Origin of the sequence: Clavibacter tessellarius (assembly GCF_001618005.1) — a bacterium.
Classification (GTDB): domain Bacteria; phylum Actinomycetota; class Actinomycetes; order Actinomycetales; family Microbacteriaceae; genus Clavibacter; species Clavibacter tessellarius_A.
On the sequence record NZ_LQXA01000036.1, the window covers coordinates 1 to 12367 of the forward strand.

At 71.5% G+C, this 12367-nt stretch carries 13 protein-coding genes; 12 read left to right on the forward strand and 1 reads right to left on the reverse strand.

Annotated features, from left to right (window positions below):
- The first annotated feature begins 92 nt into the window (after positions 1-92).
- From AWH51_RS10125 to rplL, 10 genes are all read left to right on the forward strand, one after another.
- On the forward strand, positions 93-854 hold the full coding sequence (locus AWH51_RS10125; RefSeq protein WP_063071956.1) for a Rossmann-like and DUF2520 domain-containing protein: 762 nt from the start codon (positions 93-95) through the stop codon (positions 852-854).
- A 42-nt stretch (positions 855-896) separates the two neighbouring features.
- Positions 897-1775 (forward strand): pantoate--beta-alanine ligase, encoded by an 879-nt coding sequence (gene panC / locus AWH51_RS10130; protein WP_063071957.1) that lies wholly within the window; start codon positions 897-899, stop codon positions 1773-1775.
- Positions 1776-1912: 137 nt separating this feature from the next.
- Entirely contained in the window at positions 1913-3460 is a 1548-nt protein-coding gene (gene lysS, locus AWH51_RS10135; RefSeq protein WP_063071958.1) for a lysine--tRNA ligase, read from the forward strand.
- A gap of 6 nt (positions 3461-3466) precedes the next feature.
- On the forward strand, positions 3467-3592 hold the full coding sequence (locus AWH51_RS16580; protein WP_012037540.1) for a hypothetical protein: 126 nt from the start codon (positions 3467-3469) through the stop codon (positions 3590-3592).
- 21 nt (positions 3593-3613) lie between these two features.
- Positions 3614-3796, forward strand: coding sequence for a hypothetical protein (locus AWH51_RS10140; RefSeq protein ID WP_063071959.1), 183 nt, complete (start codon positions 3614-3616; stop codon positions 3794-3796).
- Positions 3797-3950: 154 nt separating this feature from the next.
- A complete protein-coding gene (locus AWH51_RS10145) occupies positions 3951-6461 on the forward strand; it encodes an ATP-dependent Clp protease ATP-binding subunit (RefSeq protein ID WP_063071960.1) in 2511 nt (836 codons plus the stop codon).
- A gap of 148 nt (positions 6462-6609) precedes the next feature.
- Complete coding sequence (locus AWH51_RS10150) at positions 6610-7497, forward strand: NAD-dependent epimerase/dehydratase family protein (RefSeq protein WP_063071961.1); 888 nt, start codon at positions 6610-6612, stop codon at positions 7495-7497.
- Positions 7494-8471 (forward strand): aldo/keto reductase, encoded by a 978-nt coding sequence (locus AWH51_RS10155; RefSeq protein ID WP_063071962.1) that lies wholly within the window; start codon positions 7494-7496, stop codon positions 8469-8471. The genes AWH51_RS10150 and AWH51_RS10155 overlap by 4 nt, the downstream gene beginning before the upstream one ends.
- A 302-nt stretch (positions 8472-8773) precedes the next feature.
- Complete coding sequence (gene rplJ, locus AWH51_RS10160; RefSeq protein WP_012037545.1) at positions 8774-9289, forward strand: 50S ribosomal protein L10; 516 nt, start codon at positions 8774-8776, stop codon at positions 9287-9289.
- 74 nt (positions 9290-9363) lie between these two features.
- On the forward strand, positions 9364-9747 hold the full coding sequence (rplL, locus tag AWH51_RS10165; RefSeq protein ID WP_063071963.1) for a 50S ribosomal protein L7/L12: 384 nt from the start codon (positions 9364-9366) through the stop codon (positions 9745-9747).
- 107 nt (positions 9748-9854) lie between these two features.
- Here the strand turns inward: rplL and AWH51_RS10170 are convergent, their stop codons facing one another.
- Positions 9855-10304 carry a hypothetical protein gene (locus AWH51_RS10170; RefSeq protein ID WP_063071964.1) on the reverse strand — a complete coding sequence of 150 codons (450 nt, stop codon included), beginning with the start codon at positions 10302-10304 and terminating at the stop codon, positions 9855-9857.
- A gap of 258 nt (positions 10305-10562) precedes the next feature.
- Here AWH51_RS10170 and AWH51_RS10175 point away from each other — a divergent pair, with 258 nt between their 5' ends.
- A complete protein-coding gene (locus AWH51_RS10175) occupies positions 10563-11012 on the forward strand; it encodes a MarR family winged helix-turn-helix transcriptional regulator (protein WP_063071965.1) in 450 nt (149 codons plus the stop codon).
- Between the two features lie 93 nt (positions 11013-11105).
- A complete protein-coding gene (locus AWH51_RS10180) occupies positions 11106-12338 on the forward strand; it encodes an MFS transporter (protein ID WP_063071966.1) in 1233 nt (410 codons plus the stop codon).
- Positions 12339-12367 lie beyond the last annotated feature (29 nt).

The window sequence follows — 12367 nt, forward strand, 5'->3', positions numbered from 1 at the left end:
CCGCCCGCCTCGGAGCCGCCGGCCCCGGAGCCGCCCGCCCCGGAGGACGCCCCCGTCACCCCGCGCCACCGATCCACCCCCGAGGACCCCGCATGACCGCCCCCTCCCAGCGCTCCGGCCGCCTCGGCGTCGGCATCATCGGCGCCGGCCGCGTCGGCCCCGTGCTCGGCCTCGCGCTCGCGGGCGCCGGCCACGCGATCACGGGCATCTCCGCGGTCTCCGAGGCGAGCCGCGAACGCGCCGAGGCGATGCTCCCGGACGTGCCCGTGCTGGAGATCCCCGAGATCGTCGAGCGCAGCGAGCTCGTGATCCTCGCGGTCCCCGACGCCGAGCTCCCCGGCCTCGTCTCCGGCCTCGCCGCGACGGGCGCGTGGCAGGCGGGCCAGCTCGTCATGCACACCTCCGCCGGGCACGGGATCCAGGTGCTCGCCCCGGCCTTCGCCGCGGGGATCATCCCGCTCGCCATCCACCCGGCCATGTCGTTCACCGGCACGAGCATGGACCTCAGCCGGATGCTCGACAGCTGGTTCGCCGTCACCGCGCCCGCGCCCGTGCTCCCCATCGCGCAGGTGCTCGTGGTGGAGATGGGCGGCGAGCCGGTCGTCGTGGAGGAGCGGGACCGCGCGGCCTACGCCGAGGCCATCGCCACGGCCACCACGTTCTCGACCGCCATCGTCGACCAGGCGACGGGCCTCCTCGCGGGCATCGGCGTCGAGGAGCCCGGGCGCGTGCTCGGCCCGCTGATCCGCTCGGCCGTCGACGACGCCCTCCGCCGCTCCTCCCCATCCGGCGGCGCGCGCCTCACCACGGGCGACGTGCCTCCGCCGACGGACGAGGGCCTCGGCGCGGACTAACCTGTCGTGTCCGCGTCCCGAGCACCCGAGGAGCACCACGGCATGACGATCCCCGCGCCCACCGTCGTCACCGGCATCGCCGAGCTGCGCGCCCTGGTCCGCGCGCACCGCGCCGAGCGCGCCGCCGCCGGCGAGGAGGCCGTCGTCGTGCTCGTCCCCACCATGGGGGCGCTGCACGAGGGCCACCTGGCGCACGCCCGCCACGCGCGCGCGGCCGGATCCCTCGTGGTCGTCTCCGTCTTCGTCAACCCCCTGCAGTTCGGCGCGGGGGAGGACCTCGACGCCTACCCGCGCACCCTCGACGCCGACGTCGAGGCGCTCGCCGCCACCGGCGTCGACCTGGTGTTCGCCCCGTCGGCCGCCGAGATGTACCCGGACGGCCCCGCGCGCATCCGCGTCTCGGGCGGATCCGTCGCGCTCTCGCTCGAGGGCCGCTCCCGGCCGGGCCACTTCGACGGCATGCTCACCGTCGTCGCGAAGCTCCTGCACATCGTCGCGCCGGACGTCGCCACCTTCGGCCGCAAGGACGCGCAGCAGCTCCACCTCGTGCGGCGCATGGTGCGCGACCTCGACATGCCGGTGCGCATCGAGGAGCTGGAGACCGTGCGCGAGCCCGACGGCCTCGCCCTCTCCAGCCGCAACCGCTACCTCGACGAGCGCGAACGCCGCGCCGCCCGCGTCATCCCCGCCGCCCTCGAGGCGGCGCAGAGCGCGGGGTCCCGCGGCATCGACGCCGTCATCGCCGCCGCCCAGTCCGTGGTCATGGGGGAGCACGCCGTCACGCTCGACTACTTCCAGGTGGTGGATCCGACGACCTTCGAGACGGTCGACGACGGCTTCTCCGGTGCCGCGCTCGCCGTCATCGCCGCCCGCGTCGGCACCACGCGCCTCATCGACAACGAGACCGTCGTCATCGCCTGAGCGGCGACGCCGGCCTCCCGGCGCGACCGCCTCCCGTCCGTCGGCGCGACCGTGCCCGGCCCGCGTCCGCACCTGCGAGAATCGACGGGAGGCCGTTCGGCCGCACGCCCCTTCGACCCGCGAGGATCCGCCCGCACATGACCGACAGCCCCGGAACACCCGCGACCACCGCCACGCCCGCCGCCGTGGAGGAGTCCGCCGAGGACATCGCCGAGGACATCGCCGAGCAGAAGGCCGTGCGCCTCGCGAAGCGCGCGCGCCTCGAGGCCGAGGGCGGCCCCGGCGGCGGCGCGTACCCCGTGCAGGTCCCCGTCACCACCACCATCCCGGCGGTCCGCGCGGAGTTCGGCCACCTCGAGCCCGGCGTCGAGACCGACCACGTGGTCGGCATCGCCGGCCGCGTCGTCCACTTCCGCAACACCGGCAAGCTCTGCTTCGCCACGCTGCAGGCCGGCGACGGCACGCGCATCCAGGCCATGATCTCGCTGGCCGAGGTCGGCGAGGAGGCGCTCGCCGCGTGGAAGGAGCTCGTCGACCTCGGCGACCACGTCTTCGTCGGAGGCCGCGTCGTCGCGAGCCGCAAGGGCGAGCTGTCGATCATGGCGACGGAGTGGCGCATCGCCGCCAAGGCCCTGCTGCCCCTGCCGAACCTGCACTCCGAGCTCTCCGACGAGACCCGCGTGCGCAGCCGCTACCTCGACCTCATCGTCCGCGACCAGGCCAGGAAGAACGTCCTCGACCGCGCGAAGGTCAACGCCTCCATGCGGGAGACCTTCCGCCAGCGCGGCTACGTCGAGGTCGAGACGCCCATGCTGCAGGTGATGCACGGCGGCGCCTCCGCCCGCCCGTTCGTCACGCACTCCAACGCCTTCGACACCGAGATGTACCTCCGCATCGCGCCCGAGCTGTACCTCAAGCGCGCGGTCGTCGGCGGCATCGACCGCGTGTTCGAGATCAACCGCAACTTCCGCAACGAGGGCGCCGACTCCACGCACAGCCCCGAGTTCGCGATGCTCGAGGCCTACGAGGCGTACGGCGACTACACCTCCATCGCCGAGCTCACGCAGACCCTCGTGCAGGACGCGGCCATGGCCGTCGCCGGCAGCCACGTCGTCACGTGGGCCGACGGCACCGAGTACGACCTCGGCGGCGAGTGGGACCGCATCTCCATGTACGGCTCGCTGAGCGAGGCCGCCGGCGTCGAGGTCACGCCGGCCACCACGGTCGACGAGCTGCAGGCCATCGCCGACCGCGAGGGCGTCGTCGTGCCGCTCAGCACGCACGGCAAGCTCGTCGAGGAGCTCTGGGAGCACTTCGTGAAGGGCGGCCTCGAGCGCCCCACCTTCGTGCTCGACTTCCCCGTGGAGACGTCGCCGCTCACGCGCGCGCACCGCTCCATCGAGGGCGTCGTGGAGAAGTGGGACCTCTACATCCGCGGCTTCGAGCTGGCCACCGGCTACTCCGAGCTCGTGGATCCCGTCGTGCAGCGCGAGCGCTTCGTCGACCAGGCCCGCCAGTCGGCGCGCGGCGACGACGAGGCCATGCCGCTCGACGAGGAGTTCCTCCGCGCGCTCGAGCACGGCATGCCGCCGTCGGGCGGCATGGGCATGGGGGTCGACCGGCTCCTCATGGCCATCACCGGCCTCGGCATCCGCGAGACCATCCTGTTCCCCCTAGTGAAGTAGGCGACCATGCCCTTAGGACCCGACGGCTCGAACCCGAAGAAGCCCACCACCGCGCGCTATGCGCTCTGGATCATCGTCGGCGGCATCGCCGTCGTCATGATCGGCCAGGGCGTCTACGGCATCCTCACCTAGAGCGCGGCGTATCCTTCTCGCATGGATGATTTCTGGGCGAGCGCGATCTGGTCGATCCTCCCCACCCTCGGCGTGGGCCTGATCTTCTGGTTCATCATGCGGGCCGTCATCCAGGCGGACAAGCAGGAGCGCAAGGCCTACGCCGCCATCGAGGCGAAGGAGCGCGCCCGCATGGGCGTTCCCGCGCCCGAGGCCGACCGCTAGCGGATCCCGCTCCGGGCCTCGCTGCCCGAACCCGATCCGCCGCCTCGCGCATCGCGTCACGCCCACGGCGAACAGGGGCATGCACCCGCCGGACCCGTCGTTACTCTCTACATATCGGCGCCGGCCCCCTGCCCCGGTGCCCAGGGAGATACAGATGTTCGAGAGATTCACCGACCGCGCTCGTCGCGTCGTCGTCCTGGCCCAAGAAGAGGCCAAGATGCTCAACCACAACTACATCGGGACCGAGCACATCCTGCTCGGCCTCATCCACGAGGGCGAAGGCGTGGCCGCCAAGGCCCTGGAGTCGCTCGGCATCTCCCTCGATGCCGTCCGCGAACAGGTCCAGGACATCATCGGCCAGGGCCAGCAGCAGCCCACGGGTCACATCCCGTTCACGCCGCGCGCCAAGAAGGTCCTGGAGCTGTCGCTCCGCGAGGCCCTCCAGCTCGGCCACAACTACATCGGCACCGAGCACATCCTGCTCGGGCTCATCCGCGAGGGCGAGGGCGTCGCCGCCCAGGTCCTCGTCAAGCTCGGCGCCGACCTCAACCGCGTGCGCCAGCAGGTCATCCAGCTCCTGTCCGGATACCAGGGCAAGGAGGCGGTCGCCGTCGGCGGCGAGGCCCAGCAGAGCCAGCAGGCGGGCTCCACGGTCCTCGACCAGTTCGGCCGCAACCTCACCCAGGCAGCGCGCGACGGCAAGCTCGACCCCGTCATCGGGCGCGAGAAGGAGATCGAGCGCGTGATGCAGATCCTGTCGCGCCGCTCCAAGAACAACCCCGTCCTCATCGGCGAGCCCGGTGTCGGCAAGACCGCCGTCGTCGAGGGCCTGGCGCAGGCCATCGTCAAGGGCGATGTCCCGGAGACGCTGAAGGACAAGCAGCTCTACACGCTCGACCTCGGCTCGCTCATCGCCGGGTCCCGCTACCGCGGCGACTTCGAGGAGCGCCTCAAGAAGGTCACCAAGGAGATCCGCACGCGCGGCGACATCATCACCTTCATCGACGAGATCCACACCCTCGTCGGCGCGGGTGCCGCCGAGGGCGCGATCGACGCGGCCAGCATCCTCAAGCCGCTCCTCGCGCGCGGCGAGCTGCAGACCATCGGCGCCACCACGCTCGACGAGTACCGCAAGCACTTCGAGAAGGACGCGGCCCTCGAGCGCCGCTTCCAGCCGATCCAGGTGCAGGAGCCCTCGCTGCCGCACACGATCAACATCCTCAAGGGCCTGCGCGACAAGTACGAGGCGTTCCACAAGGTGTCCATCACCGACGGCGCCATCGTCTCGGCGGCGAACCTCGCCGACCGCTACATCGCCGACCGCTTCCTGCCGGACAAGGCCATCGACCTGATCGACGAGGCCGGCGCGCGCCTGCGCCTCTCGATCCTCTCGGCCCCGCCGGAGCTCCGCGAGTTCGACGAGAAGATCTCCGTGGTCCGCGTGGCCAAGGAGACCGCCATCGAGGACCAGGACTTCGAGAAGGCCGCGAGCCTGCGCGACGAGGAGAAGAACCTCCTCGGCGAGCGCCTCCGCCTCGAGAAGCAGTGGCGCTCGGGCGACGTCCGCACCACGGCCGAGGTCGACGAGGGCCTGATCGCCGAGGTGCTGGCGCAGGCCACCGGCATCCCGGTGTTCAAGCTCACGGAGGAGGAGTCCTCGCGGCTCGTCTTCATGGAGAAGGCCCTGCACCAGCGGGTCATCGGCCAGGAGGAGGCCATCTCGGCCCTCTCCAAGACCATCCGCCGCACCCGCGCCGGCCTCAAGGACCCGCGTCGTCCGTCGGGATCGTTCATCTTCGCCGGCCCCACGGGCGTCGGCAAGACGGAGCTCGCGAAGGCCCTGGCCGAGTTCCTGTTCGACGACGAGGACGCCCTCATCTCGCTCGACATGAGCGAGTACGGCGAGAAGCACACCGTGAGCCGCCTCTTCGGCGCCCCTCCCGGATTCGTCGGCTTCGAGGAGGGCGGCCAGCTCACCGAGAAGGTGCGCCGCAAGCCGTTCTCCGTGGTGCTCTTCGACGAGATCGAGAAGGCCCACCCGGACATCTTCAACTCGCTGCTCCAGATCCTGGAGGAGGGACGCCTGACGGATGGCCAGGGGCGCGTGGTCGACTTCAAGAACACGGTCATCATCATGACCACCAACCTCGGCACCAAGGACATCACGGGCGCCCCGGTCGGGTTCCAGGTCGAGAACAACGCCGCGAACTCCTACGAGCGCATGAAGGGCAAGGTCAGCGAGGAGCTGAAGAAGAACTTCAAGCCCGAGTTCCTCAACCGCGTGGACGACACCATCGTGTTCCCGCAGCTGTCGAAGCCCGAGCTGCTCCAGATCGTCGACCTGTTCGTGAAGCGCCTGTCGGACCGCATGATGGACCGCGACCTCACGATCACGCTCGAGGCCGCCGCGAAGGAGCGCCTCATCGAGGTCGGCTTCGACCCGTCGCTCGGCGCCCGGCCCCTGCGCCGCGCCGTGCAGCACGAGATCGAGGACCGCCTGTCGGAGCGCATCCTGCAGGGCGAGCTCAACGCGGGCGACCACGTGCACGTGGACTACGTGGACGGCGTGTTCACGTTCCTCACCACGCAGCGCGAGGGGCTCCCGGTCGCGGCCGGCATCGGCACCGGACCCGGCACCCCGGACCTCGCCATCACGAGCGACTAGCACCGCACGACCACGACGGCCCGTCGTCCCCGCAAGGGGACGGCGGGCCGTCGCCGTGTCCGCGGGTCACCGGAGCCGCTGTCGCCACCGCGCGCCCGGGTCCAGGATGGACGGGGGCGGAACCGCCCCACGAAGGAGATGCTCGCCGATGAGAATTGCCGTCACCGGAGGCTCGGGGAAGCTCGGCCGCCACGTCGTGGCCGACCTGCGCGCCCACGGACACGAAGTCACCAACATCGACCAGGTGGGGGAGCGCGGGTCCGGCTACGTCCGCGTCGACACCACCGACTACGGGCAGGTGGTGGACGCGCTCTTCGGCGTCCAGGACCTGCACGACGGGTTCGACGCGATCGTGCACCTCGCCGCGATCCCGGCCCCCGCGATCCTGAGCGACGCGGCCACGTTCCACAACAACATGCTCACGAGCTTCAACGTCTTCCAGGCCGCGCGCCGGGCGGGCATCCGGAAGATCGTCTACGCGTCCAGCGAGACCGTGCTCGGCCTGCCGTTCGATGTGCCGCCGCCCTACATCCCCGTCGACGAGGAGTACCCGGCGCAGCCGAACAGCAACTACTCGCTCGTGAAGCACCTCGAGGAGCAGATGGCCATCGAGCTGTGCCGCTGGGATCCGGAGCTGCAGGTCACCGCGCTCCGCTTCTCGAACGTCATGGACGTCGACGACTACGACGCGTTCCCGGGCTACGACGACGACGCGCTCGCCCGCAAGTGGAACCTGTGGGGCTACATCGACGGCCGCGACGGCGCGCAGGCGGTGCGCCGAGCGCTCGACCACGACGGCACCGGCTTCGACCGCTTCGTCATCGCGAACGCCGACACCGTGATGAGCCGCTCCTCCGCGGAGCTCGCCGCCGAGGTCTTCCCGGGCGTCGAGGTGCGCAAGGAGCTGGGTGAGCACGAGACGCTGCTCTCCATCGACAAGGCCCGCCGGATCCTCGGCTACGAGCCCGAGCACACCTGGCGCGACCACGCCCCCGCCACCACGGGCGACGACCCGGTCGCGGGGCACCCCTCGTGAGGTACGTCCGCCTGGGCGGCACGGGCACCGAGGTGTCGGCCATCGCGCTCGGCTGCATGAGCTACGGCGAGCCGACGCGCGGCGGCCACGCGTGGACGCTCTCGGAGGAGGACTCGCGGCCGCTCATCCGCCGCGCCGTCGAGCTCGGGATCACCTTCTTCGACACCGCGAACGTGTACTCCGACGGGTCCAGCGAGGAGATCACGGGCCGCGCCCTGACGGAGCTCACGCGGCGCGAGGAGGTGGTCATCGCCACCAAGGTGCACGGCGCCATGGGGGAGGGGCCGAACTCCCGCGGGCTGTCGCGGAAGCACATCATGTGGCAGATCGACGAGAGCCTCCGCCGGCTCGGCACCGACTACGTGGACCTGTACCAGATCCACCGCTTCGACCCCGCCACGCCGCTCGAGGAGACGCTCGAGGCGCTCGACGACCTCGTGCGCGCCGGCAAGGTGCGCTACCTCGGCGCCTCGTCGATGGACGCCTGGCGCTTCTCGAAGGCGTTGCACCTGCAGCGGCAGCACGGCTGGGCGCGGTTCGTCACGATGCAGGACCACTACAACCTCGTGAACCGCGAGGAGGAGCGCGAGATGCTGCCCCTCTGCGCCGACGAGGGCGTCGGATCCCTGCCGTGGAGCCCGCTCGCCCGCGGCCGCCTCACCCGCGACTGGGACGCGACGACCGACCGGAGCGCGACCGACGAGTTCGGGAAGACGCTCTACGCCGCGCAGGAGGACTCGGACCGCCGGGTCGCCGCCGCCGTGGCGGAGGTCGCCGAGGCGCGCGGGGTGCCGCGCGCGCAGGTCGCGCTCGCGTGGGTGTCCCGGAACCCCGTGGTGACCGCGCCCATCGTGGGCGGCACCCGGGTGTCGCACATCGAGGACGCCGTGGCCTCGCTCGATCTCGAGCTGACGGACGACGAGGTGGCCCTCCTCGAGGAGCACTACGTGCCGCACGCGGTGGTCGGCTACTAGCCGCATCCAGGACCGCCCGCGCCCGCCGACTTGCGCGGGCGGTCCTCCGTCACCTACTCTGAGCGGAGCCACAGACCGCTGGTCGTCGGCGTGCCTCCGCGAGGAGATGCGCTGAACGAAGGTTCACTCAGGTGAAGGCCCGCGCAGGTGATCGAAGCACGATGCAGCGCATGTCCCTCGGGGCTGCGCGTCACTCCCGCTCCGGCCTCCTGTGCCGGAGCCTTTTTCATGTGTGCAGCCGGGGGCTGCCAGCACCCCGCCCCGCTTCCGCGGTGTCGGGGAACCACGTGATAAGGAGTGCCATGGCGAACAAGGAAGCCTCGGTCGCCGAGCTCGCGGAGAAGTTCCGCAGCTCGAACGCCGTACTGCTCACCGAGTACCGCGGTCTCACCGTTGCCCAGCTCAAGCAGCTGCGGAAGAGCATCAGTGCAGACGCGACCTACGCCGTGGTGAAGAACACGCTGACCAAGATCGCGGCGAACCAGGCGGGGATCTCGTCCTTCGACGACGAGCTCGTCGGCCCGTCCGCGATCGCGTTCGTGCACGGCGACACCGTCGCCGTCGCGAAGGCGCTGCGCACCTTCACCAAGGCCAACCCTCTTCTCGTCGTGAAGGGCGGTTACTTCGACGGCAACCCCCTGACGGCGGACGAGGTGAACAAGCTCGCCGACCTCGAGTCGCGGGAGGTGCTGCTGGGCAAGCTCGCCGGCGCCTTCAAGGCCTCGCTCTTCGGCGCGGCGTACCTGTTCAACGCACCGCTCTCGCAGGCCGTACGCACCGTCGAGGCGCTGCGCGAGAAGCAGGAATCGGCTCAGTAGCACCCCTCGGGTCCCATCCCCGGGGCGCGATGCACTGATCCACCAGACACCACACCAACCCAAGGAGAATCACCATGGCAAAGCTCTCTAACGACGAGCTCATCGAGGCCTTCAAGGAGCTCACGCTCATCGAGCTCAGCGACTTCGTCAAGAAGTTCGAGGAGGTCTTCGAGGTCACCGCCGCGGCGCCCGTCGCCGCTGCCGCCGCCCCCGGCGCCGCTGCCCCCGCGGAGGAGGTCGAGGAGAAGACGTCCTTCGACGTCATCCTCGAGGCCGCCGGCGACAAGAAGATCCAGGTCATCAAGGAGGTGCGCGCCCTCACCAGCCTCGGCCTCGGTGAGGCGAAGGCCCTCGTCGACGGAGCCCCCAAGCCCGTCCTGGAGGGTGCCAACAAGGAGGCCGCCGACAAGGCGAAGGCCCAGCTCGAGGCCGCGGGCGCGACGGTCTCCGTCAAGTAGCTCGTACCACCGCTTGAGCGCTCAGGGCGCCGATCCCCTCAGGGGGTCGGCGCCCTGCGTCGTTCCCGGGCCACGTGACGGCCGGCGTCCGTGAGCGGCGGGCGGTGTCAGACCAGGTGCCCGCCTCCGGGGCGGCGCAGCGTGTCCGGGATGCCGTCGTGGAAGAACGTGAGGTCGTCCTCGGGGCCGTTCTGCACGCGTCCGAAGACCTTGTCGTAGGCGTGGTAGATCACGCCGTGCTCCGGCGGGCCGATGACCAGGATGGAGCCGGGCTCCTCGTCGATGACGAAGTACCCGCCGCCGAACTCCTTGCGCGCGACCTCGGAGACGTAGTACCCGGTGAGGCGGCCGAACGGCGTCGGGAGCTTCGTGCGGGAGTCGTGGAAGCGGCCGAGGATCTCGTCCACGCGCGCGAGCGAGGCACGGGAGAAGTCGAGCGGCACCTCGTAGTCGTCGCGGTAGATCTGCGCCGCGATGCGCGCGTTCTGCGCGATGGCCGCCTCGTTGCTCCCGGGCGCGGCGGCGGCCGGTCCGTCAGCCTCCCCGGGGAGGGGCACGCCCGCGCCGTCCGGTGCCGTGCCGCTGCGGGTGGGGGACGTGGGCCAGGGCGAGGGGCGCTGGCTCCTCCTCGACCGGCCCGGCCGGTCCTCTCGTGATCCGGTCAACAGTCCGAACAGTCCCATGGCAGCCTTCCGCGTGCGTCTCGACGGGGTGATGGCGCCCCATCCTGCACGATCCGTCGGTCTCGCGAGCGGTCCACCCCCGTCCGTCGCGCCCGGGTCGACATTCGCATAGCGCAGCTATATAGTTGACGCATGCCCACGAACGAGCCCGACCTGCGCGCCCTCCTCGGCGACCTCGTCACGGCCGGCCACCGGCTCACGCGACTCGCGGCGTACGAGGTCGGCGGGACGAGCTCGCCCGCCGTCTGGCGCACGCTCTCCGTGCTCGTCAGCTGGCCGGGCGGGATGCGCCTCGGCGTGCTCGCCGAGCGCAGCCGGGTGGCGCAGCCGACCACGACCAGGATCGTGCGGTCGCTCGTCGACAAGGGGTGGATCGCGCAGGTGACGGACCCCTCCGACGCCCGCGCGACGCTCCTCGAGATCACACCGGCGGGGGAGGCCGCGCTGGACGACTGGCGCGACCGCCTCGCCACGGCCCTCGTGCCCCGCTTCGCCGACCTCCCGGCCGACGACGTGGCCGTGATCGCGCGGGCCGTCGAGCTCGTGCTGGCTCGCGTGGACCGCGCGCCGGCCGACGGCTGACCGCCCGCCCGCACCGCAGGCCGGGCATCGGCGGCGCGCCCGCGCGCCGTCACCCATCCATCCGCATCGAATCCAGGAGGCGACACCGCACCCGTGTCCACCCAGCAGCACGCGTCGTTCCGCGACATCTTCCGCCAGCCCCGTTCCGTCTTCGCCGTCGCGTTCGCGTGCGTCATCGCGTTCATGGGCATCGGCCTCGTCGACCCGATCCTCCCCGCCATCGCCGAGAGCCTCGACGCCACCGCGACCGAGACCGAGCTGCTCTTCACGAGCTACCTGCTCGTGACCGGGCTCGCGATGCTCATCACCAGCTGGATCTCCAGCCGCATCGGCGCCAAGCGCACCCTCCTCATCGGCCTCGCGATCATCGTGGTGTTCGCCGCCGCGGCGGGCCTCTCGCAGGACGTGGAGTCGGTCATCGGCTTCCGGGCCGGCTGGGGCCTCGGCAACGCGCTCTTCATCTCCACCGCTCTCGCCACCATCGTCGGATCCGCGTCCGGGGGCACGGCGTCCGCCATCGTGCTCTACGAGGCGGCGCTCGGCCTCGGCATCGCGGTCGGCCCGCTGCTCGGCGGGCTCCTCGGCAGCTGGAGCTGGCGCGGCCCGTTCTTCGGCACCGCGACCCTGATGGCCGTCGGCTTCCTCGCGATCGCCGCCCTCCTCGGGAAGGACACCGCGCCCCGGTCGCCCATGCGCTTGTCGGCCCCGCTCCGCGCGCTCGGCACGCCCGCGCTCGCGGTGCTCGCCGCCGCCGCGCTCTTCTACAACATCGGCTTCTTCGTGCTGCTGGCCTACTCGCCGTTCCCGCTCGGCTTCGACGCCATCGGCCTCGGCCTCACGTTCTTCGGCTGGGGCGTGGGCCTCGCCGTCACGTCGGTGCTCGTCGCGCCGCTGCTCACGCGCCGGATGGCCCGCACCTCCGTCCTCCGGCTCGTGCTGCCGCTCCTCGCCGTGGACCTCGCGGCGGCCGGCCTCGTCGTGCGCTCGGCGGCGGGCCTCGTGGTCTGCATCGTCGTCGGCGGGCTCCTGCTGGGGATCCTCAACACCGTCCTCACGGAGTGCGTGATGGAGGCGACCGACCACCCGCGGAGCGTCGCCTCGTCCGCGTACTCGTCGGTCCGATTCCTCGGCGGTGCCATCGCGCCGCCCGCCGCCACCGAGCTCGCCCGCCTCTTCTCCGACGCGGCGCCGTACTACGCGGCGGCGGGATCCGTGCTCGTCGCCCTCGTGATCGTCGTGGCCGGCCACCGCTGGCTCCGCCGCGTCGACGCGCAGCCGGTCGACGCGCTCGAGGAGGCCCAGGCCGTCACGGTCGGCGACGCCTGACGCCGCTCCGCGGATCGTCCGCGCCCCCG

Coding starts and splice junctions, on each gene's coding strand:
- AWH51_RS10125 (WP_063071956.1), top strand. CDS start 93: ATGACCGCCCCCTCCCAGCGCTCCGGCCGCCTCGGCGTCGGCATCATC.
- panC (WP_063071957.1), top strand. CDS start 897: ATGACGATCCCCGCGCCCACCGTCGTCACCGGCATCGCCGAGCTGCGC.
- lysS (WP_063071958.1), top strand. CDS start 1,913: ATGACCGACAGCCCCGGAACACCCGCGACCACCGCCACGCCCGCCGCC.
- AWH51_RS16580 (WP_012037540.1), top strand. CDS start 3,467: ATGCCCTTAGGACCCGACGGCTCGAACCCGAAGAAGCCCACCACCGCG.
- AWH51_RS10140 (WP_063071959.1), top strand. CDS start 3,614: ATGGATGATTTCTGGGCGAGCGCGATCTGGTCGATCCTCCCCACCCTC.
- AWH51_RS10145 (WP_063071960.1), top strand. CDS start 3,951: ATGTTCGAGAGATTCACCGACCGCGCTCGTCGCGTCGTCGTCCTGGCC.
- AWH51_RS10150 (WP_063071961.1), top strand. CDS start 6,610: ATGAGAATTGCCGTCACCGGAGGCTCGGGGAAGCTCGGCCGCCACGTC.
- rplJ (WP_012037545.1), top strand. CDS start 8,774: ATGGCGAACAAGGAAGCCTCGGTCGCCGAGCTCGCGGAGAAGTTCCGC.
- rplL (WP_063071963.1), top strand. CDS start 9,364: ATGGCAAAGCTCTCTAACGACGAGCTCATCGAGGCCTTCAAGGAGCTC.
- AWH51_RS10175 (WP_063071965.1), top strand. CDS start 10,563: ATGCCCACGAACGAGCCCGACCTGCGCGCCCTCCTCGGCGACCTCGTC.